The sequence below is a fragment of the Solibacillus cecembensis genome (assembly GCF_050272495.1).
Taxonomy (GTDB): domain Bacteria; phylum Bacillota; class Bacilli; order Bacillales_A; family Planococcaceae; genus Solibacillus; species Solibacillus cecembensis.
Genome location: NZ_JBNNMF010000037.1, coordinates 1 through 23011, shown reverse-complemented (window position 1 = coordinate 23011; position 23011 = coordinate 1). Strand labels below are relative to the sequence as shown.

Genomic DNA, 23011 nt, shown 5'->3' with positions numbered 1-23011 from the left:
TGTACAAAATAGCCAGCTATCTGAAAAAATTCAGATAGCTGGCCATTCGTCGTGCGTACCGTAGAGGTGCGCTATTTTTTATAATTCGGGCTTACAACTAAAGGAGCAGTTTAGTTGAATAGTGTTGTTTAACTTGTATTCAACAATCGGGCCATATTGCTGAATAACAATCTTTTATGAAGTTTACCAAACAATGCTTTGGTAGCATTTTAAAAGGAAATTTCAAATTGATAGGGAATTATTTATGATAATGAAATGAAACTGAGGTGCAGTAATGACCAAAAAGAAAATGATTACTATTAGCTTTATAATTGCGTTGATTTTTGGTTTCCCATTTAAGTGGATTCAATATAAAGGTGAACAAATGGTATCTATATTTGATGTCTATAATTTAGGAATGAAAAATATGTTTTTCGATTTTTCTTTGTTATTTATTAGCACATTTATTATTTTTCTCATTTGGAATTGGATTTTAAAAAATAATAATATACGTTCTCATACGAAAAACGTTTCCAAATGATTAATTTGCGGATGAATTATAGCTTAATGTTGGTGAAAGAAAATTTAGAGGAAAAGGCTCTCCAACAATTAAATATCGCATTGTCATTGGTTCAAAATTATAAGTTATGTGTACAGATGGGAATCTTATATATCCGTATGGAGATTTGCTATAATAACTTAAAAATACCAGTAGAAAAACATATTATATTAAGATGGGAATTACGATTACGATACTGGAAGTATTAAAAGAAACGGAAGTATTAGTGGGTATGACAAATGAAATTAATATTTACCTTAAATAAAATATAGAGAGTAATGCCATTTTCTTCGTGGAAGAAAATGGCATTTTTGAAATGGATAAAAATTTATTTCCTATCTGGGAAGCTTCTCCGCGGGCACGGCCTGAGCCTGTAGTCTCAGGCGTCGTATTGTTGCCGCAGATGACGCCTTTATAAATATAAGTTAAGCAATTTGAGATAAAGTCGATTTATGTTTCAAGATTTTAACATTTTTTTGGTTTTTTTGCGAAAAATAGATGCCATTCAACGTTATATATAATGTAAAGGCTTTTGCAGTATCAATACTATATAAAGGAGAAAGAAATGAAGATTAATGAACATAATTTTATAAAATATCTTCAAGGCGGCAAAGAAAACGCTCTTGATTACGTAATCGATCACTATCTTCCATTAATAAAAGGTGTTGTATTAAAAATTTTAGGCCCTCTTGACATTAATGACATCATAAAGGAGTGTTGTAACGATATTTTATTATCTATCTGGAAAAACGCGAAAAAGTTCAACGGAGATGCAGCTGACTTTCAAAAATGGGTATGCGTGATAGCCAAATATAAAGCAATCGATTATTACCGCATGGAAATAAAGAAAAAAGAAAGCCCCACTTTGGATATAGAGCTTACGCCGCCTGACTCCTTGAAATATGAAAGCACTTATCCGGAAGAACAGGAGAACATTCAGGCAATCATCTCAACATTAAAGCCTGTCGATCAGAAAATTTTTATAATGAGGTACCTGCTAGATTTTGATACAGAAGAAATTGCCCATCAATTACAGATGACAAAATCGGCTATTGATAACCGGCTTTACCATGGCAGGAAAAAACTAAAAAAAGATTTAGGGGGTATGCCCATTGAAAAATCTGTTTAAACACTTCAATGATATTGAAATCGATATAACTGAATTTGAAGAAGCAGAGGTAACAGAACTTGAAAAAGAACAGTATAAAAGGGACTTGAGAATTCAGGCATCCAAAACAACACCGAGAAAGTGGATGAAGGGAGCTGCAGCTGTCTGCTTGTCGTTGGGTATCGGCACCGCATCAATTATAGGTCTATCCTACACAACATTCGCTCAGGAAATTCCAATTTTGAACAGTATTATCAAGCTTTTCTCGACCAAGGATAAAATGATATCAGGCTATGAGGAATTCGCGGATCAGCAACAACTTGTAGCAGAAAGCAATGGGACAACGATTACGGTAAATGAAAGCTTATTCGATAGTAAAAAGTTTTTAGTTGGCTATTATATTGAAACGGACAGGGATTTAGGTGAGTCCCCGGAAATTGAGACTACTTTTAAGGTGGATGGCCGCGAATACGCCCTCTTTAATACGAAACATATGATTGAAAAAGTCGGGCCAAATCAATACGCCGGCTTAACAACAGCGATCTTGAACTTATCTAATCATTTACAGGAGGCGAATTTTGAGTTTCACATTAGTAGTATTTCCAGTCAGGATAAAAAGGAAATGATCCAGGGGAGTTGGGATTTTGAAATAAATGCTAAGGCGACTGAGCCTAAAGTCCAAATCGTGGAAGCTCCTGCATCAAAAAAAGATGATTTAGGTATTAAATTGAATGAAATCATATACACACCGATTTCCTTTATCGTCAATTACAGGGAAACAATGAAAAACGAGAATTTAAAAGAAAAATGGGATATTATTTCTTCCGGTTTAAAAGTAAAGGATAATTTAGGTAATACGTATACATCAACTTTAACCGGTGGTATAGGACACGACTATGAACATAAGGAATTTGTCTTTACCTTTGAAAAACTGCATCCGGATGCTGAAACTTTAATAATCACCCCATTCTTCCGATTGATGGAGGCTGACGAAATTGATGAAAATGGCGTTAAATATTTTAAGGATAATAGCAATTCTATAAAGGAAATATTAGAGCTTGAGGATATTATTGTAGATATTCAAAAATAATAAAGCACCGCACTTATTGTGAAAAACAACTAAAAACATAAACTGCACGCCAATTGTTAATACACTTAACAATTGGAGGTGCAGTTCAGACGCAAAAATAAAGCCGTTAAACTTCATAAAGGGGTGAACTCCTTTATCCAACAATCGGGCGCGATTCTGTAATAAGGATCAGCGCTCGTTTTCATTAAAGGGACATTTAATTGAATAACACTTCTAAATCGAAATGGGACTTTATGTTAATGTTGGTGTGAGTTTGTGAAACAATGTACTTAAGCTAACGGGGCAGGTTAGTTGAATAAGAAATAAGTCCAAATAGAGAGGATTATGATTTTCTAAGTCGAATAATTAAAGAAGTCATGGTTTTGACTTAAACTAACAAGTTCTTAAATTTAGTATTAAGGGGAGAAAGTATAAATTGATTATTCGTGAATATAAAGATACTGATGAAATAGGTTGGGTTAGATGTAGAACGCTATCATTTTTAAATACAGCTTATTTTGATAATGTGTTAAATAAAAAGGAAATCTATGAAAATTCCGCGATCGAACTAGTTGCAGATTTAAATGGACTAATCGTTGGTCTCATTGATGTAGAGTATGAAAAGGAAGAAAAGACAGTTTGTTCAAGGGGAGAAGGTTTAGGTGGAATGATTTGGCATATTGCTGTTCATCCAGATTATTATCGACAAGGAATTGGCGAGAAACTTCTTCAAGAAGCGGAAAAGCGAGCAATCAGTTTAGGCCTAAATCGTTTTGAAGCGTGGACTAGAGACGACCGTTGGGTACAGGACTGGTATGAAAAAATGCTGTTTAATAAAGTCGATTCATACTACCATATTTACTTTGAAGGAAATGAAATGAAAGATAGAATTCAAAGTACCATCCCTAAACTCTACTTAGTCAATTCATTCACACATTACGTAGGAGAAGAGATTGAACAATTTAAAACATCCAACAAACGAATTCATGAATGTGTTTGCTATGAAAAATATTTGAATATTATATAGTACTTGTTCAACTAACGAGGGCTTTAGCAAAACAAGGCTGCTACTTTTGGGTAGCTTTTTCTTATTGAACTAACGGAGCAGGTTAGTTGAATAAGAAACCACCCATATTATAGCAATTCACTTATATTCAAACGTTATAATTAGGTAAATACTTTTCGGTTTGGGGGATGAAGATGCTAAAGAGAAAATATGGAAATCGTTCAGAATGGAAACGTGTCTTGGATAGAAAATATGCACAAGTGTATCTTGATACTAAAGAATTTAAGGGCTATATAACTTTATTACATACAATTAAAGTTGCTGAACCATTATCCGTTCGGTATGAGGAAAAGAATATATGTATTGTTGATGATGGATATATGTGGCTTCAACATTTTCCATTAGATAAAAAGCATTCAGTAACAACAATGTTTGATAATAATGGGGATATAGTGCAATGGTATATTGATGTTTGCCTTGGTAATGGAGTAGAAAATGATATTCCCTATTTCGATGATTTATATTTAGATATTATTTTGTTACCTTCTGGAGAAGTAATTCAAAAAGATGCTGATGAGCTTGAAATGGCATTTTTAAATGGAATTATTGATAAATCTCTTTATGATTCAGCTTGGGATGAAGTAAACATCCTTACTAATTTAATAAATAATAGAAGCTTTGAATTGCTTGATTTATCCCATTATCATAAGGAATTCTTAGTCAATGAATTAAAATAACTTTATTAAGCTAACGGGGTGCTTTACTTGAAGATCAATGATTTGCAATGCACCTCTTTTTTCTTGTTCAACGCCTATGAAAGAACGTCATAAATTTTCATTCTCTGTGGTGTAGCGCGGGTTTTCCGCTACATGGATGGCTAACGGGGGCTGTAGCAGAACAAGGCTGCATTTAGTAGCTTTTTCTTCTTGAACTAACAGGGCAAGTTAGTTGAAACTAAGTTTGTTAAAAAAATACTAAAATGGTAACATTAAAAATGGCGAGAGTATATGAGATACATAGTTGGAAATTTTACTAGGGCTTACAAATGGACGTGATATAAGTCAACTCGATTATTTTGTTTATGCAGTTAAATTGTAAAAAAACAAATGTAATAGCACTATTCGAGAGCAAGAGAAGGCAGATACTTCGATTCAATTTACAATGAGCAGTGGTGCAACAATATCTTAAATGCCAGTAAAGTATAGTATTTGAAAATTGGGAGTGTTTTATATTAGAAGGAAAAGATTCAGAGAATTGGGCTTTAGTATCGGGAAATTAAATCCAGGAAGATATAATGCCATAACAGATGTAGATGGAGTTATTGTTGGCCATAAAACGCTACTAAATAAAGATGTTTGCTCAGGGATCACGGTCATATTACCTAATAATGGGGAATTATTAGGCTGTCACTTTCCTGCAGGGATATTCACATTAAATGGAACAGGTGAATTTACGGGTAGTCATTGGATTGAAGAAACGGGAACTTTAGTATCACCTATTGTCTTTACGGGCAGTCATTTACTTGGATTAGCACACCATCATCTTTCAAGAGCAACTAGAGACATTGAAGAATTAGAGCCTTTTTCAAATGGAGTTGTAGCAGAAACATGGGACGGTTGGTTAAGCGATATTCACAAAACAACTATGAACTATGAGGATCTAAAAGAAGCTATAACTAATGCTGAATCTGGCGAAGTTAAAGAAGGTAATGTCGGTGGTGGCACAGGAATGATCTGCTTCGAATTTAAAGGTGGCATTGGGACTTCTTCCAGAATTGTCGAATGTGAGAGTGGTACTTTTATGGTCGGTGCGTTGGTTCAATCCAATTTCGGAAGAAGAGAAGACCTAAAAATTAATGACAAGCCTATTGGTGAGATTTTAAATGAAAATGAAGTATCTTTACCATGGGATGTGCCTGAAAATGCCGGTTCTTTATTAGTAACTGTTGCAACAGATGCGCCATTATTACCTTCGCAGTGCAAAAGATTGTCTAGAAGAGCATCGTTAGCATTGGCACAATTGGGAGGGATTGGAGAAGAGGGGAGTGGAGATTTTTTCCTAACCTTCTCCACAGGTAATCAATATGCTTATGATGATGAAAAAATAACATCAATAGATATGTTTCCTTCAGAACAACTAGACTCAATATTCGAAGGGGTAATTGAAGCTGTTAAAGAATCTATAATAAATTCTATGTGTATGGCAGAAACAATTAAAGGAAATAAGCAAAGGCAGGTACATGCATTGCCGTTAGAACGCTTATCGGAGATATTGAAATAAGCGCACTGATAAAACGAACAGTTTGTGGAAGTAAATGATGTTGTTTTTTCTCGAGCCGAGCAAGCAACTAAAGTTCTTTATTGATAACAATATTTCTAATCCAAAAAATATTAGGATGAATTAATAAATAATCAATCAATCTTCCTAAACTAAAGGGGCAGTTTTGTTTAACAAGGGCAAGTTTACAGAGAGAACAAGTGAATAGAAAATACTGTGAAGAGGGGTCTGGATATGGAGAAAATTCTTGAAAAATTACAGGAACTAGAGTCAGGTGAAGTGGGGATTATTATTTATTCTCCGGTAAAACAGGAGATAGTTTTATCATTAAATAAAGGACTAGTAGTACCTCTTGCTTCTGCTGCAAAAGTTGCAATTGCCTTTTGTATCGCAAAATTGGTGGAAGAAAGACACTATAAATGGACTGACATAGTTGAAGATATAATTTTAAATCCAAAAGAGGATAGCAACGAAGTGTATCCTCACTTTCAAAGTAGAGAAAACCTGTCACTCCAGGAAGCGGTGGAAGTTATGATAGCCTGTCACGATAGCTTTGTCGCAGAGAGAATTGTTCAATTTTGTGGTGGATGGGATTTGATTAATAATAGAATAAAATCATATTTTAAAAGCATAAATATTACTCAAAATCCAAGGGACTTGGATAACAATGGAGAATTGAGTGAGATGTTAGAACTTTTATGCTTAATACATCAAGGATACAAAACTAATCCTAATTTATGGATTCCAGTTATTAATGGTTTAGTTAGGCAACGAGGTGATATAGAAGGTATACCAAGCCATTTCTTAAATCATATTACTGGTGGATTAGATAATGTAATAGTTGATATGGGGATAATAGGTGAGTTTTCTAAAAATCCGTTATTATTTGTTTTGGGTGCGAAAGAGTTACCAAGTCGATATAAAGAGAAATTAGCAGATGAAATCATTATTGATGCAATGAATTTACTTTATATTGAGTATTGCAATCAGGAAGTTGAATTGGGAAGTGAAAATCTATCTAATTCATAAAGGGCTTATTCAACTAACAGGGGCTTAGTTCAATAAGAATTACACAACTTTATTATTCTTTTAGTATAATTCGATTTTAAACAACTTTTAAAAGCCTTACTACATATCAAATGTAGTAAGGCTCTTGTTTATTATAGCGAAATTAAACAACTTTATTATCGCTATACATCATTGGAATTTTTTTAAAAATAGCGAAAAATAGATACCTTTTTATTAAAAACTCTATCCTACAAAAATACTACTACTTTGGGGATACCTTAAATTGATTTTAAATCCCTTCTACCAAATTCACCGAAATTAGCTCACTATTAAATATATTAAGATGAAATATTCCGTTTCCTATCTTTAAAGTTCCTTTGTAAAGTTTGTCGTTTACTTCCTCTTCAAACTCGTCGATTCCGCCTTTGTCTGATATTTCAATCGAATCCCATTTCACATTCCCATTTTGCGGTTTATTTCTTGAAGTAGCTGAAAGTAGTACATCATTATTTTTTTCAAGATGCATGGTAACATAGCTTGGTCCATCAACGGTCCAATGGTTTTCAAGAGAACCTGGATGGAGCTCAATTGTATTATGCTTACCTCTCACCTCTAAGCGAACATTAACTGGTACAATAATTGTAGGCTCGATTGCCATATAGGTCGAGAAAGGACCCGAATGACGAGAAGTAGCTTTAATCGTCACATACATTGTGTCGCCTACTATTTTTGTCAGCGTATAATTATCCTTGTCTGCAATCGGAGGATTGCTATTCGGATTAACCTTTGCGCTATAGGTACCAAATATATTTATTTGGTTTACGTCAGAACCCTCTATTTTAGCTTCATGATCATTCGTTTCCAAGACAATTCTTTTAATGTTGTCTGGTATCTCTTCCTCGATTGAAGGTAGATTGAATGATTTATCCTCAGCCACCACAAGGGTTTGAAGCTCGGTTAATAGACCCGTTGAAGTTAAAATCGTAAAGCCAATTCCAATAGTACCTAATATACCAACAAATAAAATGCTTATAAAATCGTACTTTACAATTGGATTTTCTTGCTTTGATAAAAAGAGGTAAACGATAATTTCAATTCCTAACACAATAAGGATAATCGGCCACCATACAAGAAAAGGTTCAAACATAAATTTCCCCTTAATTTGAGTTATAAATAAGAGAACCCCTAGTAATACAAGAGATAAGCCCATTGATACAGTACCAACACGCCATTTACGCATTACGACTCTCCTTTCGGCTTTTGCTTCCGAACAACAGCCTCAAGCCCCCGCCAATTAATAAAATACAGATAACACTGACTTGGAAGTAGTTATAATACCAGTATTCAATATCAAATCCAAGATTCATCTTTAATGCCGGCGCTAACGCAGGGATGATCACATTTGCAATTAAATAATAAAGTCCTAGCGTCAACATACCAATACCTAACCATTTTTGGTGATTCACAAAATACGAGATCATTGGGATATCTTCTAGTTCCTCCTCCCCGTGCATTGAAACCTTTTGCAATGCATCAAAAAAGCTGTAAAACCATATTATTGGGATAAAAAATAAAAACAGTGAAAGTCTTAAAATGTCTAAAATATAAATTCCCAACAAAAAAGCTGCCATGAGCTGTAAGCCACGTTTTTGTAACCCTAAGTACATATGTCCCGCACCTGGAAAAATCGATAATACCGTTGCTAAAGTCTTACTTTTCTTCCCTTGTTCACGACGTGTTTCTTCGAAATCCTCTAATATCGTCTTATCTATTAATTCTTCTCCTCGTAACTTTTTGCTCACTTGTTGAATCGCATCAAACATGTTATAAACCCAAAGCACAGGAAGAATTCCTAGAAACACCAAGAATGCAATTTGGTCCGTGAAAACTGATATAAACAAGACCATCGTTCCAAGTCCAAAAAATCCGATTAGGAATGTTAATCCTCTATTCATTAAACCTAGTTGAAAATGACCTAACCCTGGGATAAAGGAAAGTAAAATTGTATAAAAGCGTTCATTTTCGTCCGTTTTAATTTGGGTTGGTTCCTCTAACGTTTGGTTAGTTGGTATCGTAAGTCTCTGATTTTTTAATAAGTAAAGTACCATATCCATTACACTAATTACCGTTACGATTGCTGCGATGAAAATCCCAATAATTAGTGCTTCGTCTGAATAAATTTGGATATATAGGAGGAAACCATATATGAAAGGTAATATGGCTCCGGCTCCATAAAGGAACCCTCTGACTTTTCGATTTAAGTAGAAATGTCCCACCCCCGGAATAAAGGTGAGGAAGAACGCAAGTAGTGGATTTTTAGTCATCGTTATTGACCCTCCTTATGTTTTATATCAATTATTTCAAATAGTGCCAAAGATTTTTCCATTAGGCTATTCGATACACTTTGCTGTGGCTTTGAGATCGACGATACTTCAACGGTAGTAACAACACCCATAATGGTTTGGAAGAAGCCAGTTGTCATAAGTGTTAATGTAATTACTGCTGCTACCGCGTAATGAAACAGTGTTCGCTGATAAAGTGTTTTATTTCGTACCATCTTTTGAGGGAGTTCTGCAATTATTTCATCTGTAAAGCTACTATAATCTATCACTGGTAGCTCCTCTGCCTGTCTATCTATTATTTTCATATAGAGTTCTAAACATTGGTCACAGGAAAATAGGTGATCTTCTAGCTCTTCACACGTTGTTTCTGATAACTTATCGTTAATATAACTCCTCCACTCTTCGTTGTTGAAGTGCCTCATCAAAAATCATCCTCCTTCCAATGTTTTTTCATCCAATTTCTTGCACGGTACAACTTCATTTCTATTGTCTTAACCTCAACCTCCTGCTCATCAGCGATTTGTTTATAACTTTTTTCAGTTATGTAATACGCATAAATAACATCTCTATAATTAGGGGGCATTTCATCTAATCGATGTCGTACTACCTCTCTCTGTTCTTTTCGGAGAAGAAGAGCAATGGTATTACAACCGGTTTGAGCTATTGCTGAAAATACTTCTGGTTCAAGAACCGTTTCATTCTGACGTTGCTTCTTGCGCTTCAAATCAATTGCATGATTAATTGCAATCCGCGTCATCCACCCCTTCAACCCTTGTGATTTGTACTGAGGGAGAGCATAATAGATTTTTAAAAACACTTCTTGAGTTACATCCTCTGCATCCTTCTCATTCCTAAGGATCGGATATAACGCCTTGAACAAATCATTTTTATATCTTTCAATAATGATACGAAACGCCTGCTCATCACCTGCTTTCACTTTTTCTACTAAAATCTCATCCTGAATAGCACTCTCCCCCTTTCTACCATATAAGACGAATCTACTCCTACTATACCCTACATATTTTCGAAAAATAAAAAATATTGAGAAAGGGAAAGGTTAGAATTTCAGGTCCATTTAAATAAATACTTCTTAATCCATTATTTTTGCCATTCTACTAACTACCTCATTTTGTCTTTGCGTGAAAGATGTGGCTTTGTAAAAAAGTTTGATTAAAATCAACTCACCTTTAAAGATTTCTAAAGGTGAGTTGGTTTTAGTTGGAAATTTATGTTAATATTATAGTGAAGATTGTGAAGAAATGTACTTAAACTAACGGAGCAGTTTAGTGGAATAAGAGCTTGGGTTTTATGGTAATATGTGAATAATACAGGATTATTTATGGGGGGATTTTGTGGTAGTTAAAGGGCTTAATCATTTGTTATTTTCAGTTTCTAATTTAAATGATTCGATACAATTTTATCAAAATGTTTTTGATGCGAAGTTATTAGTTAAAGGAAGAAGCACTGCTTATCTTGATTTAAATGGTATTTGGCTTGCTCTTAATGAAGAAAAAGATATACCTCGTAATGAAATTAGCCAATCATACACACATATAGCTTTTTCAATAGACGAAACAGAAATCGATAAGATATATGAGAAATTAGTGAGTTTAAATGTAAAAATTCTTTCTGGGCGACCAAGAGATGAAAGAGATAAAAAGTCTATCTATTTTATAGACCTAGATGGTCATAAGTTTGAATTTCATTCAGGGACTATACAAGATAGACTAGACTATTATAAAGAAGAAAAACTGCATATGGAGTTTTATGATTAGAAAACTAATTAACATATGCCTTAAATAGTTTGTGAAGGAATATACTTAAACTAACGGGGCGTTAGTTCAATAAGAATTAAGTAGAGTTAAGAACTATTATAGTTATTCCATTAAAGGGCGCAATTCTAGTACAAGGAATTGTGTCTTTTTTAGTTATCATCTTTAATAATGTTATTGCTTATTTGACTGCGTAGTAAAAAAGAAAGTGCATCACCCTTCCTTTTTACTAATCTTTATACCATCGAGTTTGCTTGAAATCTCTGAAAGTACAACATTTCGTTCTTTTTGAGCTTTAATAAGGCTAATTGCAAACCAAATTGTAAAACCAATAACAGCTAGATAAATAATAATCATAAGTAAAATAGGGATTATAGCCATCGCTTCCATTAGTTATTACCTCCAGTCAAATTAATTTATATCTCATTGGTCATATAAAGATTATGTACAGTCCGAGGACACTATGCAGTAGCTTATTCAAGAATAGGGCGCGATTTCAGAGGAATTAGCGCTCCTTTTCAATCTTAGGATCATTTCTAAAATATTCACGAGGCAATGGTTTACATAAGATGGCACAAAGTAGTAGATTACAAATTACCTATTGACTATATATACTCCATATCGAACAATTACCTTTATACAACAGCTGAATATGAAACATCGTCAGACTAGAAGGTGGAATAAAACGTGAGAAGAATGGAAAGAAGAGAGCAACGGAAATTAACCGGGCAGATATGGAGTAAGTTTAAAGATAAAAAAATGATAGTAAAGATTTTAGCAGCAGGTACAATATTCGTTTTAAGCTGCCTACTGATCTTTAATATATTAATTTTGAAAAGTGATGTCAGTAAATTAGACGATCCGGCTCCACAGCCAACGATTATTTATGATCAAAATGGAGATGTAGCTAGTAAGATTTCAGGTTCCAAAATAGAAGGAGTTAGCATAGAACAGATTCCTGACCAGGTTATTCAAGCCGTAATTGCCACAGAAGACCAGAAGTTTTACAAGCATAATGGCATTAATGTTATCGGAATTGTTAAAGCATTGACGAAAAACCTAACAAGCGGAGAAATTGTGGCGGGCGGAAGCACAATCACGCAGCAGTTGGCAAAAAATGTTTTTCTAACACAAGAGCGTACATATACGAGAAAGTTTAAAGAGCTTATCTTGACGAAAAAAATTGAACGAACCTACTCCAAAGATGAAATTATGGAACGGTACTTAAATCAGATTTACTTTGGAGAAGGAGCTTGGGGCATTCAGCGTGCTTCCAAAACGTATTTTGGCAAGGATGTAAGCGAATTAACGATAGGTGAGTCGGCTATGCTCGCAGGGTTGATTAAATCGCCTTCCAATTTGTCTCCATTCAAAGATATGGACAAATCAGTCGAACGGAGAAATCTGGTTTTATCCTTAATGGAAAAGGAAGGTTACATTAGTCAAGATGATGTGAAAGCGGCAAAAGAACAGCCAATAGTTTTAGAGGGCAAAAAGATAGATGATTATAAAGGGAAATACCCTTATTATGTAGACCATATTATTGAGGAAGCCATAAAGAACTATGAACTTACAGAAAATGAGGTTCTTTCAGGTGGACTTCATATTTATACAGAATTAAATTCTACAATACAAAATGCAGTGGAACAGGTGTATAGGGATGACGAGCTGTTTCCTGAAGGGCAATCTGACCAGCTAATTCAAAGTGGCGCCATCTTCATCAACCCCTCAAGCGGCGGAATCAACGCCCTTGTTGGAGGAAGAGGGGAACACACTTTTAGAGGATTTAATCGTGCGACTCAACTAAAACGGCAACCTGCGTCTACCATTAAACCGCTGGCAGTATATACCCCAGCCTTAGAACAGGGATATGACATCTTTGATATATTACCAGACTCGCCTATTAATATAGCTGGATATCAACCAATGAACGTTGACAATCAATTCCGTGGAGAAGTGACGATGTATGAAGCTTTGGTAAATTCCTATAACGTCCCGGCGGTATGGTTGTTGCAAAGGATGGGATTGAAATACGGGATTAATGCAGTCGAGCGATTCGGTATTCCATTAACGGAAGAGGATTCTAATCTAGGTTTAGCACTTGGTGGTTTGAATGAAGGCGTATCGCCTTTATTGATAGCGCAGGCGTTTTCCACTTTCCCCAATAATGGGGTGATGGCAGAAGCACACGCTATTCAAAAAATTAAAGATGTCAATGGCGAGGTCATGGCAGAATGGCATAGTAACGCGACAAATGTCACGGATCCTTTAGTCGCCCAGAAAATCACCTATATGCTTAAAGGTGTTGTTGAAGAAGGCTCAGGGATGAATGCTCAAGTAGAAGGCTGGGAAATCGCAGGTAAAACGGGTACAACACAACTCCCATTTGCGAATGCAGGAGGAGCGAAGGATCATTGGTTTGTCGGATATACGCCTCAAATTGTTGGGGCGGTTTGGATGGGCTATGATCAAACGGATGAAAATCATTATTTATCGGGATCAAGCGGCTCTACAGTCACAAAAATTTTCAATGAAATTCTCTCGGAGTCTATAACGGAATTTTCTCAAAAAGAATTCGATTTATTGGCGCTGGAAAAACAGCTTAAAGACCAGCTGAAAGAAGAGGAAAAAAAGAAGGAAAGAGATTTAGAACAGAAGGATAAACAGGAAGAAGAGAAAAAAGAAAAGAAAGATAAAGATAAGGAGAAGGAGAAGGAGAAGGAGAAGGAGAAGGAGAAGGAGAAGGAGAAGGAGAAGGAGAAGGAGAAGGAGAAGAAAGAAGAAGAGAAGAAGAAAGAAAAAGAAGAGAAGAAAATGGAAAAGGAAGAAGAGAAGAAAAAGAAAGAGGAAGAAAAGGAAAAACAAGAATAGCAAAGTTCAACAATCGGGCGCTTTTCTATAATAAGAAGGCGTCTTTTTGCATGGACAACACATTTAAGGAGTTGGATTTATTGAGGTGTAAAAAAAAATTGTGAAGTATTGTACTTAAAGTAAAGGGGACTTTAGCAGTAGAAGGCTACCTTTAAGGAAACTTTTTCTTATTGAGCTAACGGTGCAGGTTAGTTGAAGAGTGTTGTTCAACATTCGGTCCATATTGTGGAGCAACTCTTATATTGCGTAGTAGACTAAATACTGTGTAATACAGGCTAGAGTGTCGTTAGATTACAAAGTGTATTTTTAAAGATAAATATAGAAACTTGGAGGTATATATATGTTTAATGAACAAAATGAATCGGCTGCAATTAAAGAACTGTTAAATAGGTTGGATACCGCTTGGGGGAAAAATGCAGAGTTGAGTATTTATAGTTCTTGTTTTACGGAAGATGCTGATTATGTCACTTTCCAAGGATTACGGTTAAAAGGAAGAAATGAAATTACTGAGGTACATGAAAAACTTTTTAAAGGTATTTTAAGGGACTCGAAAATGGTGGTAGTTGAGCAAGAACAAAAATTTTTAACTCCAGATGTAGCAATCGTTCATAGAATTGGCGCTGTTCTGATGAGGTGGCAAAAGAAAACACCAAAAAGCAGATTATCCATAAATACAAATGTAGTTGTTAAACAAAATGGGGAATGGAAGGTTGCTGCTTTTCAAAATGGCCGTGTCACTGGCCAAAGTTTCATGGAGAAATTATTGAGCAAATAGGGGTCTCGCCAGATTTATGCGGATTAACAACGGTAAGGCAAAAAAGTTACCAAACCACGCTTTGGGTGCATTTTCGTTATTCAACAATCGGGCGCGATTGTTGAATAAGGGTTGCTTTTCTTATTAAACTAACGGGGGCTTTACTTCAATAAGGGGTAAAGCCTTTTTCTTCTTCAACTACGCTTTATAATTTAATCGGTGCTGTAATTAAGTGAATAATATTAGGGAGTTGAGGATTCATGAAAGGAAAACGTTTATTAGTAAAAACGATATTCATAGGACTTCCAATCGTTGTATTTCTTCTCTGGATTACCGGTGCAATTAATTTATGGTTTTATGGAATTAGCAATATTGCTGACAACGTAAAGGATTATCACCTTGAGTTAGAACCCATAGATGGTGAGTATTCCGTAATGATTGACCTAAGTGACCTTAAAAGTAATGAAGGGAAAGTTCTTTACGATGATGGTGAAAATCAGATTTACGTATCCGATGTAATTGTTCGAAATAAAACAGATTACGAAGTGTATTTTCGAACAAATGGTAAATATAATTTACATGGTGCAACGTTAGTATCTGGTATTGAACATAATCGCGTACAGGATAGTTTTACTTCCAATTTCTTCGCAATTGCAAAAGCAACTTATCAGGGCAATACTTTTAAAATATACGAGTCTGATACATCAGGATTAAACTATCAAGATGGGGATTCTTTTGGATTGTATTTAATCCCGCACGATACAGAGGTAACTATAGATATTTCAGAAAGTCCTAATATAGGAGTTTCACTCTCTAATCTTATTATGCATAAATTGGGGAGAAAATAAGGTACTGATTAAGGAAGAAATCTGAATTAAATTGTCATTTATACAACAAACGGGCGCGATTGTTGTATAAGCGTCTCTGTTCTTATTCAACTAACGGGGGCTTTAGCAGACAAGGCTGCCTTGAAGGGGAGCTTTTTCTTATTGAACAAACGGTGCAGGTTAGTTGAAGAACCAGGTGTATATGTAAGGGTGTGCTGCATGTTTATTTTGACAAGTTATTACAAATGAGTAAAGTTTTTTCGTTTGTATAAATAGAGTGAAAGGTAAAATGAAAGTAATTTAATAATTTTTATTTGGAACAGTGACTTCCTACGCCTCTAGACCGACACAAATTCATGCTTTGGTACCTATTCTTTATTTACAAAGGAATATATTGTAAGAATATACACTTTTAGAAATGATTAAGTTCACTTGTAGGTGCTGTTGAAGGGTTAGGTATTCCCGGAACAACCAAAACTATTTATGGAGGGGAGTTCATTCATATGAAAATACTCAAAGTAATATTCAAAATTAGTTTAATCATTTTAAGTTGTACAATATTTCTTCCTACTAAGCTAGTTTCAGCAAACCAAGATATTGAGAAAGTGCTTGACTTATATATCGAATCGTATTTAGAAGAATATAAAGTTCCTGGAGCTTCGATTGCTATTATTCAAAATAATGAGGTTTTTTATACAAAATCTTGGGGGATAACAGGAGAATCGGAGGAACAGGTCACGACAGAAACACCTTTTACAATAGGCTCTATAAGCAAATCATTAACAGGTTTAGCCATCATGAAGCTAATTGATGAGAATATGATGGGACTAGATGATCCAGTTCAAAAGCATATTCCTTGGTTCGAATTAGAAGATAAACAAGAAGTAGCACAAATAACTATTAAACATTTACTTACTCAATCGAGTGGGTTTAGTACGTATACAGGTTTATCAATCTCAGACAAAGAATCTCTAGATTTCGATTCAATAAAGAATAGTGTAGGGAGTCTATCAAAAGTTAACCTAACTGCATTACCTGGAGAAAAACATCAATATAGTAATGCCAATTTTTTAATTCTAGGAGCACTTATTGAAGAAGTTACTGATCAAACATATGCAGAGTACATGGAGCAAAATGTGTTTAAACCTTTAGGAATGAATAGAGCAGCAGCAGATTATGAGACAGCATATGAAAAGGGATATTTAAGTGGGTATCAGTCATGGTTCGGATTACCTTTGAAAAGTTCCGTAACATATGATAATGGAGGAGCACCTTATGGATATATAACTGCAAGTGTTGAAGATCTAGTCCAATACATTAAATTTATAAGTGGGAAAGATTTCAATGATTTTTTAAGTAATCATTTTATGAATCAATATTTAACTCCATATATTCAAACAGGTGAAAACCGTTACTATGGCTTAGGAATAAGAATATCAAATCCAGACTCTCAGGATAAAATGATATGGCATTCAGGTTCAACACCTGATTCTCATGCAGAGATGTTTTATATTCCGAGTACCGACTGGAGTGGAGTAATTCTTACAAATAAAAATAATCAGTTAGAAGAAGAAGGATTATACTACCTGAAAACCGGTATTATAAATATTTTAAATGGGGAGCAACCAGTTGATATTCCAAAAAATACGCCAACAATTCAATTCGCTAGCCTTAGGTTTATTTGTTTGCTGTTTGTGTTATTCATTTATTTACTATTAAAATTAAAGTCAAAAAAAATACGCAAAAATGGTTTGTGGGCTATCTTGGGTTTATTTTGCTTAATTTTATCAGCTATTCTTGTTCCAGTATTATTGAAATTTGTGGGGGCACCATGGCATGCAATCGAAATGTTTTCACCTGATATAGCATTCCTAACAATCATAACAGTTACATTATTGGCATTTAACGGCTTGTTGGCGATAAGAATATCATTTAAGAAATAAAGGACAGCTGTTAATATTTTTCAAGCTGGAATTACATTGATCATCCTTCTTCAACTAACGGAGGCTTTAGTGCAACAAGGACTTTTTGATTAGATAGAGAATAACTTTAGATAACCAAAACTCGGGGAGAGATTATTTAAATGGTATTTTCAATTCGGTATAGAGGGAAATTTTTATGAAAAAGAAAATAATAATTCGGATTACAATTCCACTTTTATTGGTAGGATTTGTAATAGTTTATTGGAATTACTTTTCCCAAGCTATTGAATGGAAATTGAATTGGGGGTTTGAGGCACCTATAACAAGTAATATAGAAACAGTATTCCATACAAGAAACGGGTTCCCAAGTGAGGGGGAAACCTTTCATGTTCTTAATTATAGGTCTATTGAAAAGAAGTTAAAGGAGAAAGATGGTTGGATTCCTATTAACGAAGAAGCCTTTGATACTGTTTCAAGACACCTTAAAAATTTTCAAAAAAATACGGCTAGTATAAACAAGGCTACGCAGAATCATAATGAATTATTTCATGAGAATCCCGTGACTTACGATAATAATGATAAATACTTTTATAAATTGGAAGAAGATAATAGCTACATACTTGCAATTTCAAATGCGAAAGAACAAAAGATTTTTGTAATGGAATGGATTCAATAATAGTTGAATATAAAAATCTTCTTCAACTAAAGGGGGCTTTAGTATAACAAGGATGCCTTTAGGGTAGCTTTTTCTTATTGAACTAAGGGGGCAGTTTAGTTTAATAGCGTTGTTTAACTTTTGTTCAACAATCGGGGCAGATTATTGAATAACAACATTTTTAAGAAATTTCACCAAACGTTGATTTGGTAGCCTCTATAGAATCTCGTTGATAAGAAGAATAAAAAAACAGATAGAACGGTATCAATAAATAATACTAGTTCTACCCATTTCTGATCAAACTTTTTTTTACCTATAACTATACTGAATATTAAGCTACTTTTTTTGCCTGTAATAAATTACGATAATCCAGTAAATGCTTCACCATTAATACAACATTCATTAAGAATATGAAGTTTGAAGGGAAGCCTGTGAATGGCTCTAAGAATAAATGGAACATCACCAAATTAACAGATAGTGACATAAAAATAATTAACGAAAATGGCATAAGACGCTTTGCTATAAATGAAAGCCTACAAATGATTTTGACAATCGCTAGCATAGGTATCAAATAACCTGTCGCCTCCATCGTATTCATACAGTATTGAGCTGTTTCGTTTTCATGTTCAGTTGGGAAGCCACCAGCGACAAATATAAAAATCCTGAACCAATCATAATCAAACCAGGTACGAAACGGATAATCGTATATAGTTTGTTCTTTATTTTGTCTCATTTATTTAGGTCAGTTCGTCATAGCGGTTCCTTTTTTTAAATTATTTTACGCCTGGCACCCAACCAACATTACGTTTCATCATGTTCATTAGCGGCTCTGGAATGTTATTATCACGACTCATATCCATTTCAGTAATAACTGGTTCACCAGCTACTACTTTTTCTACCCAGTGTGGTTCAATTAATAGCTCGCGACCAAGTGCAAGTAAATCAGCACCTGTTTCCATCGCTTCTTTCGCATCTTCTGGTGAATAAATTGAACCAACGCCTATAAACGGTACACGACCGTCAATCACGCGTTTTAAAATTTTTATACGGTTTTCTTTTTCACCGCTATAACGACGTGCTTCTGCACGGAAATCCCCTAATGAAATGTGTAAGTAATCGAGCTTTTCATCTGCTAAACGATCTACAAGTTGAACCGTTTCATCTAGAGTGATACCGTCTTCTTCAGGCTCTTCTGGGCTAAAACGATAACCAACGATAAATTGGTCATCAGCATATTGCGCTTTTGCACGGCTTACACTATCGATAATTTCTAATAAGAATGTCATACGTTTTTCAACAGAGCCACCGTAACGGTCTGTACGTTTATTTGTAAAGCCTGAGAAGAATTGTTGGAATAAATACGTATTGGCACCGTGAATTTCCACACTGTCAAATCCTGCTTCAATTGCTCGACGTGTCGTTTCACCAAATGCTACGACTATTTCCTCAATTTCTTCTACCGTTAATGCATGAGCCACACCGCCATCTGCTGCAACGGTTTCACTTGCGCTTACGACATCGCCATTTGGCACTAGGTCACGTACTGCTTGGCGTCCACCATGATAAATTTGTAAAATTGCTTTTGCGCCACCGTCATGAATCGCATCAGCAATACGTTTTAAGCTCGGAATGTATTCATCGCTATGCGCCGAGATTTGACCTGGGAAGCCTTTCCCATTAGGAATCACGTAAGCACATGCTGTAATCACGGCACCGACGCCATATGAGCGTTCACGGTAATATGTTATCTCCGCATCTGATACTGTATCATCAGCATTTGCTGAGTAAGTTGTCATTGGCGCCATCACGTAACGATTACGAATAGTGACGCCGTTATTAAAAGTAAATGGTATTAAATAAGTTGTCATGTTATTCACTCCTTCTAAAACAAGAGTAAAATTATTGGATATAAAAGTCAAAGATCGCGCTTTACTACTACCTTTTATTTCCTGGGTCATATTGAAAAAAGCAGTAGAAAGGATGATTGTATGGAGAAAATTACACGTCTTGCTGATTGGATGCGAGAGGCAAAAAGTGCGGTCATATTAACAGGTGCTGGGATGTTAACAGAAAGTGGTGCCAGATTTTCGTTAGGCAAAGGGCTTATTAAGCAATCGGGCGCGATTGTTTAATAAGCGTCTCTGTTTTTCTTGAACTAACGCAGCAGGTTAGTTCAAGAAGGATTTTTTCACCAAATATAGAATATTTTTAAAGAAGAAAAGGAGTTGGTTAGTGTGTGTGGGATTTGAAAGCAGACATTTAGAAAGAGATTTATTATTACCAAAACATCGTGATACTCTATTGGAAAATGCATTAAAAGATTTAACCTCAGATTCAAATGTTATAGCTATTTATCAAGCTGGTTCATTAGCTAGAGGAAACTTTGACAATTACTCCGATATTGATTTACATACTATTGTTACTCCAGAAAAGAAAGCTGATTATATTAAAAATAAACACAATAGAGCAAGAAATTGGGGAGAAGTATTATTTTACGAAGACTTTAATCCTTTTTCACCTGTTGTAGTTGCCCATTATGATACCTTTATAAAAGTAGATAGCTGGTATCATACACCTGAAGAAGTTGTACCTTCTATTTGGTTAAAAGGATACAAAGTTCTTTACGACCCAAATAACATTATTAGCAAGGTCATAAAGGAGTCATCTTATGAAGTTTATAAAACCTCATCGGACGAAGTTGTTTTTTGGAGAGGAAAGCTTCTTGCTTTTATACACGAAACTTACCGGGCAGTTATGCGGGAAGAAATATATTATGCTATCTCTAATTTAGACAGAGTACGATGGCTAGTTGTTTCTGGTTGGTATATGGAAATGGAACAACATTTAGATAGCCCATACGGTGTTTGGTCAAAAATTGAGGGAAAAAGAAGTAAATTAAATCATTGGCAGTTATGTCTTTTGAAAAACTGGGATTGTGGTCGGAATACTAATCAAATTATGAAAACGTTGGTTGACATGGTTCCAGAAATTCTTAGACTGAATAAATACCTGAGTAAGCAAGTTAATATCGAAGAAAATGAAGAACACATCAAAAAAATCATAGAATTGGCATACTAATATTAATATAAAAGAAAGGCGTACTATAATGTGGTACGCCTTATTTGTTCAACTAACGGGGTGCTTTAGCAGAACAAGGCTGCCTTTAGATTAGCTTTTTCTTATTGAACTAACGGAGTAGTTTAGTTCAATAAAGGATTATTATTTTTTATATAGAATTGTAACTACAAACATATATTTAGGTACTTTTTTAGATATTTGGGGAGCTTCATCTTTAACTGACTTGAAAGACTTAAAGTTAGAAAATAAAAAAGCGAAAGAAATGAGATTTCATTAAATAAAAGAGTTTGGTGGTGTAATATATGGAAATTGAAATTAGAAAAGTACAGCAAACGGATTACGATGACTTAGTAGGATTGATGGAGGATTTAGGATATCCAACTACTCTTGAGGAATTAACGATACGCTTCGATACGCTTCAAGCTGATTCAAATTATCAAGCATTAGTAGCTATAAGAGATAATCAAATTCTTGGATTTGCTGGTTTATGCAAAGCCTTGGCTTTTGAATTTAACGGTACATATGTCCGTTTACTTGCATTTGTTGTTAGATCAAATAAAAGAAAAACAGGAATAGGTAAGCTACTTTTAAAAGCCTGTGAAAATTGGGCAATTGAACAAGGTGCTGATCTTATTACATTGAATAGTGGCAATCGAGAAGAACGTCAACCAGCCCATACCTTCTATAAAAACAATGGCTACATTGGAAAAAGTACAGGGTTTTCAAAAAAATTAATATAATTTTTGTAAGTGATTGTTTTAGAGCAATTGCATCTTGTACTAACGCAGCAGGTTAGCGGAAGAAGGATAATGGAGACTTAAAGCAATATTAATTAAGATATTTATTAATATTTAAAATCACCTTAAAATATTCAATAAAGACCCTATTAACGCAAATTATTAAGTTTCGTAACATATCATAGTTATAATAAATAATTCATATTAGAGGAAGTGATTTTTTGAATACAAAAAGAACTGTCTTTTTGATAAGTGGTCCTCCTGGTGCTGGAAAGAGTACATTGGCTGATAAGCTATGTAAAAGTATGGATGGGTTATGTGTACATATAGAGGGGGATCTGTTATACAATTTGGTAAAGAAAGGATGGGTACATCCTTGTGATGATCACGATAATTTTTTTCTGAATGTCTTATGGGACAATATAATTTCTCTAGTTGAAAATTTTACAAACAATAATATGAATGTAGTATCGGATTATGTTTTTTCTATAGAGCAGATATTTTCTGTTATAGATAGAATAAAGAATTTAGATATTAACATTAAGATAATAGTAATTAAAAGTGATATAAATATCTTAATTAATAGGGATAGACAACGAAGTGGAATTGCGTATGTAGGAGAAGAAAGAATTAGACAAATTGTTGAAGATTTTAATTTGAATAAATTTCCAGAAAGATTGATACTTGATAATAATGATGCTGATTTAGGGGACCTTGTAAATATCATTTTGAACGAAGGCAGGTTTACTGTGAATTAATTTGTAATATTAGCTTAAGGCATATCTTAATAAATAAAAAATCAAAACAAAAATTTTCTTAATCAATTAGCGGGTGCTTTACTTCAATAAAGAGTAGAGCCTTTTTCTTATTAAACTAACGGGGGCTTTAGTTTAATAAGGAATGCTGATGTATCCTTTTAATTTAGATTGATAATTTACAAAAAAGTACGAATATATATAATAAAGATTGATTACAATCATCTCCCCTCTAGAAATTTTTTAGTTGGGAGATGATTTTTTGGATTATGCTATTAATAGATATTGAGTT

At 34.5% G+C, this 23011-nt stretch carries 24 protein-coding genes; 17 read left to right on the top strand and 7 right to left on the bottom strand.

From position 1 onward, the window contains the following. Nucleotides 1–274 precede the first annotated feature (274 nt). From ACQKIH_RS21060 to ACQKIH_RS21030, 7 genes are all read left to right on the top strand, one after another. The gene (locus tag ACQKIH_RS21060) at nucleotides 275–520 is read left to right on the top strand and encodes a hypothetical protein (protein ID WP_057989993.1); all 246 of its coding nucleotides are present in this window, start codon (nucleotides 275–277) and stop codon (nucleotides 518–520) included. Between the two features lie 583 nt (nucleotides 521–1103). Next, entirely contained in the window at nucleotides 1104–1667 is a 564-nt protein-coding gene (locus ACQKIH_RS21055; protein WP_427768690.1) for a sigma-70 family RNA polymerase sigma factor, read from the top strand. Then, complete coding sequence (locus ACQKIH_RS21050) at nucleotides 1651–2736, top strand: DUF4179 domain-containing protein (RefSeq protein WP_427768688.1); 1086 nt, start codon at nucleotides 1651–1653, stop codon at nucleotides 2734–2736. Before ACQKIH_RS21055 ends, ACQKIH_RS21050 begins: the two co-directional genes overlap by 17 nt. Nucleotides 2737–3151: 415 nt before the next feature. Further along, nucleotides 3152–3742, top strand: a complete 591-nt coding sequence (locus ACQKIH_RS21045; protein ID WP_427768686.1) for a GNAT family N-acetyltransferase — start codon at nucleotides 3152–3154, stop codon at nucleotides 3740–3742. 173 nt (nucleotides 3743–3915) lie between these two features. After that, the gene (locus ACQKIH_RS21040) at nucleotides 3916–4458 is read left to right on the top strand and encodes a ribonuclease FAU-1 family protein (RefSeq protein WP_427768684.1); all 543 of its coding nucleotides are present in this window, start codon (nucleotides 3916–3918) and stop codon (nucleotides 4456–4458) included. A gap of 517 nt (nucleotides 4459–4975) precedes the next feature. Next, nucleotides 4976–6001, top strand: coding sequence for a P1 family peptidase (locus ACQKIH_RS21035; protein WP_427768682.1), 1026 nt, complete (start codon nucleotides 4976–4978; stop codon nucleotides 5999–6001). 231 nt (nucleotides 6002–6232) lie between these two features. Beyond that, the gene (locus tag ACQKIH_RS21030) at nucleotides 6233–7027 is read left to right on the top strand and encodes a serine hydrolase (RefSeq protein ID WP_427768681.1); all 795 of its coding nucleotides are present in this window, start codon (nucleotides 6233–6235) and stop codon (nucleotides 7025–7027) included. A 268-nt stretch (nucleotides 7028–7295) separates the two neighbouring features. Here ACQKIH_RS21030 and ACQKIH_RS21025 read toward each other — a convergent pair whose 3' ends face one another. Genes ACQKIH_RS21025 through ACQKIH_RS21010 form a run of 4 tightly spaced genes read right to left on the bottom strand, consistent with a single transcriptional unit; the run spans nucleotide 7296 to nucleotide 10285 of the window. Further along, nucleotides 7296–8246, bottom strand: coding sequence for a hypothetical protein (locus ACQKIH_RS21025; protein ID WP_427768678.1), 951 nt, complete (start codon nucleotides 8244–8246; stop codon nucleotides 7296–7298). Then, nucleotides 8239–9330, bottom strand: coding sequence for a DUF6677 family protein (locus ACQKIH_RS21020; RefSeq protein ID WP_057990008.1), 1092 nt, complete (start codon nucleotides 9328–9330; stop codon nucleotides 8239–8241). Before ACQKIH_RS21020 ends, ACQKIH_RS21025 begins: the two co-directional genes overlap by 8 nt. A gap of 2 nt (nucleotides 9331–9332) precedes the next feature. Next, the gene (locus ACQKIH_RS21015) at nucleotides 9333–9773 is read right to left on the bottom strand and encodes a hypothetical protein (protein WP_486387657.1); all 441 of its coding nucleotides are present in this window, start codon (nucleotides 9771–9773) and stop codon (nucleotides 9333–9335) included. Continuing rightward, a complete protein-coding gene (locus ACQKIH_RS21010) occupies nucleotides 9770–10285 on the bottom strand; it encodes a sigma-70 family RNA polymerase sigma factor (RefSeq protein ID WP_427768676.1) in 516 nt (171 codons plus the stop codon). The genes ACQKIH_RS21015 and ACQKIH_RS21010 overlap by 4 nt, the downstream gene beginning before the upstream one ends. Nucleotides 10286–10700: 415 nt before the next feature. Here ACQKIH_RS21010 and fosM point away from each other — a divergent pair, with 415 nt between their 5' ends. Continuing rightward, nucleotides 10701–11123, top strand: coding sequence for a FosM family fosfomycin resistance protein (gene fosM, locus ACQKIH_RS21005; RefSeq protein WP_057989936.1), 423 nt, complete (start codon nucleotides 10701–10703; stop codon nucleotides 11121–11123). 210 nt (nucleotides 11124–11333) lie between these two features. Here the strand turns inward: fosM and ACQKIH_RS21000 are convergent, their stop codons facing one another. Further along, the gene (locus tag ACQKIH_RS21000) at nucleotides 11334–11510 is read right to left on the bottom strand and encodes a hypothetical protein (protein WP_169793456.1); all 177 of its coding nucleotides are present in this window, start codon (nucleotides 11508–11510) and stop codon (nucleotides 11334–11336) included. Between the two features lie 306 nt (nucleotides 11511–11816). On the opposite strand from ACQKIH_RS21000, the gene ACQKIH_RS20995 reads away from it, so the two are divergent. From ACQKIH_RS20995 to ACQKIH_RS20975, 5 genes are all read left to right on the top strand, one after another. Further along, on the top strand, nucleotides 11817–13991 hold the full coding sequence (locus ACQKIH_RS20995) for a transglycosylase domain-containing protein (RefSeq protein ID WP_427768693.1): 2175 nt from the start codon (nucleotides 11817–11819) through the stop codon (nucleotides 13989–13991). Nucleotides 13992–14331: 340 nt separating this feature from the next. Then, nucleotides 14332–14766, top strand: coding sequence for an SgcJ/EcaC family oxidoreductase (locus ACQKIH_RS20990; protein WP_427768673.1), 435 nt, complete (start codon nucleotides 14332–14334; stop codon nucleotides 14764–14766). Between the two features lie 239 nt (nucleotides 14767–15005). Continuing rightward, nucleotides 15006–15593 (top strand): hypothetical protein, encoded by a 588-nt coding sequence (locus ACQKIH_RS20985; protein WP_427768672.1) that lies wholly within the window; start codon nucleotides 15006–15008, stop codon nucleotides 15591–15593. A 482-nt stretch (nucleotides 15594–16075) separates the two neighbouring features. Beyond that, entirely contained in the window at nucleotides 16076–17515 is a 1440-nt protein-coding gene (locus tag ACQKIH_RS20980) for a serine hydrolase domain-containing protein (protein WP_427768671.1), read from the top strand. Between the two features lie 175 nt (nucleotides 17516–17690). Continuing rightward, complete coding sequence (locus ACQKIH_RS20975; RefSeq protein ID WP_427768669.1) at nucleotides 17691–18170, top strand: hypothetical protein; 480 nt, start codon at nucleotides 17691–17693, stop codon at nucleotides 18168–18170. A 310-nt stretch (nucleotides 18171–18480) separates the two neighbouring features. Here the strand turns inward: ACQKIH_RS20975 and ACQKIH_RS20970 are convergent, their stop codons facing one another. Further along, the gene (locus tag ACQKIH_RS20970) at nucleotides 18481–18882 is read right to left on the bottom strand and encodes a hypothetical protein (RefSeq protein ID WP_427768667.1); all 402 of its coding nucleotides are present in this window, start codon (nucleotides 18880–18882) and stop codon (nucleotides 18481–18483) included. A gap of 40 nt (nucleotides 18883–18922) precedes the next feature. Next, nucleotides 18923–20017, bottom strand: coding sequence for an NADH-dependent flavin oxidoreductase (locus ACQKIH_RS20965; protein ID WP_427768664.1), 1095 nt, complete (start codon nucleotides 20015–20017; stop codon nucleotides 18923–18925). A gap of 120 nt (nucleotides 20018–20137) precedes the next feature. On the opposite strand from ACQKIH_RS20965, the gene ACQKIH_RS20960 reads away from it, so the two are divergent. From ACQKIH_RS20960 to ACQKIH_RS20945, 4 genes are all read left to right on the top strand, one after another. Next, a complete protein-coding gene (locus tag ACQKIH_RS20960; RefSeq protein WP_427768661.1) occupies nucleotides 20138–20281 on the top strand; it encodes a hypothetical protein in 144 nt (47 codons plus the stop codon). 106 nt (nucleotides 20282–20387) lie between these two features. Beyond that, the gene (locus ACQKIH_RS20955) at nucleotides 20388–21227 is read left to right on the top strand and encodes a nucleotidyltransferase domain-containing protein (protein ID WP_427768659.1); all 840 of its coding nucleotides are present in this window, start codon (nucleotides 20388–20390) and stop codon (nucleotides 21225–21227) included. Nucleotides 21228–21529: 302 nt separating this feature from the next. Next, on the top strand, nucleotides 21530–21967 hold the full coding sequence (locus tag ACQKIH_RS20950) for a GNAT family N-acetyltransferase (RefSeq protein WP_427768656.1): 438 nt from the start codon (nucleotides 21530–21532) through the stop codon (nucleotides 21965–21967). Nucleotides 21968–22185: 218 nt separating this feature from the next. Beyond that, nucleotides 22186–22722: an AAA family ATPase gene (locus ACQKIH_RS20945; protein ID WP_427768654.1), complete on the top strand. Its 537-nt coding sequence runs from the start codon at nucleotides 22186–22188 to the stop codon at nucleotides 22720–22722. Nucleotides 22723–23011: the final 289 nt, after the last annotated feature.

Bases quoted from the DNA above. Each gene is read 5' to 3' on its own strand.
- ACQKIH_RS21060 (WP_057989993.1), top strand. From the start codon at position 275: ATGACCAAAAAGAAAATGATTACTATTAGCTTTATAATTGCGTTGATT.
- ACQKIH_RS21055 (WP_427768690.1), top strand. From the start codon at position 1,104: ATGAAGATTAATGAACATAATTTTATAAAATATCTTCAAGGCGGCAAA.
- ACQKIH_RS21040 (WP_427768684.1), top strand. From the start codon at position 3,916: ATGCTAAAGAGAAAATATGGAAATCGTTCAGAATGGAAACGTGTCTTG.
- ACQKIH_RS21030 (WP_427768681.1), top strand. From the start codon at position 6,233: ATGGAGAAAATTCTTGAAAAATTACAGGAACTAGAGTCAGGTGAAGTG.
- ACQKIH_RS21025 (WP_427768678.1), bottom strand. From the start codon at position 8,246: ATGCGTAAATGGCGTGTTGGTACTGTATCAATGGGCTTATCTCTTGTA.
- ACQKIH_RS21020 (WP_057990008.1), bottom strand. From the start codon at position 9,330: ATGACTAAAAATCCACTACTTGCGTTCTTCCTCACCTTTATTCCGGGG.
- ACQKIH_RS21000 (WP_169793456.1), bottom strand. From the start codon at position 11,510: ATGGAAGCGATGGCTATAATCCCTATTTTACTTATGATTATTATTTAT.
- ACQKIH_RS20995 (WP_427768693.1), top strand. From the start codon at position 11,817: ATGGAAAGAAGAGAGCAACGGAAATTAACCGGGCAGATATGGAGTAAG.
- ACQKIH_RS20990 (WP_427768673.1), top strand. From the start codon at position 14,332: ATGTTTAATGAACAAAATGAATCGGCTGCAATTAAAGAACTGTTAAAT.
- ACQKIH_RS20985 (WP_427768672.1), top strand. From the start codon at position 15,006: ATGAAAGGAAAACGTTTATTAGTAAAAACGATATTCATAGGACTTCCA.
- ACQKIH_RS20980 (WP_427768671.1), top strand. From the start codon at position 16,076: ATGAAAATACTCAAAGTAATATTCAAAATTAGTTTAATCATTTTAAGT.
- ACQKIH_RS20975 (WP_427768669.1), top strand. From the start codon at position 17,691: ATGAAAAAGAAAATAATAATTCGGATTACAATTCCACTTTTATTGGTA.
- ACQKIH_RS20970 (WP_427768667.1), bottom strand. From the start codon at position 18,882: ATGAGACAAAATAAAGAACAAACTATATACGATTATCCGTTTCGTACC.
- ACQKIH_RS20965 (WP_427768664.1), bottom strand. From the start codon at position 20,017: ATGACAACTTATTTAATACCATTTACTTTTAATAACGGCGTCACTATT.
- ACQKIH_RS20960 (WP_427768661.1), top strand. From the start codon at position 20,138: ATGGAGAAAATTACACGTCTTGCTGATTGGATGCGAGAGGCAAAAAGT.
- ACQKIH_RS20950 (WP_427768656.1), top strand. From the start codon at position 21,530: ATGGAAATTGAAATTAGAAAAGTACAGCAAACGGATTACGATGACTTA.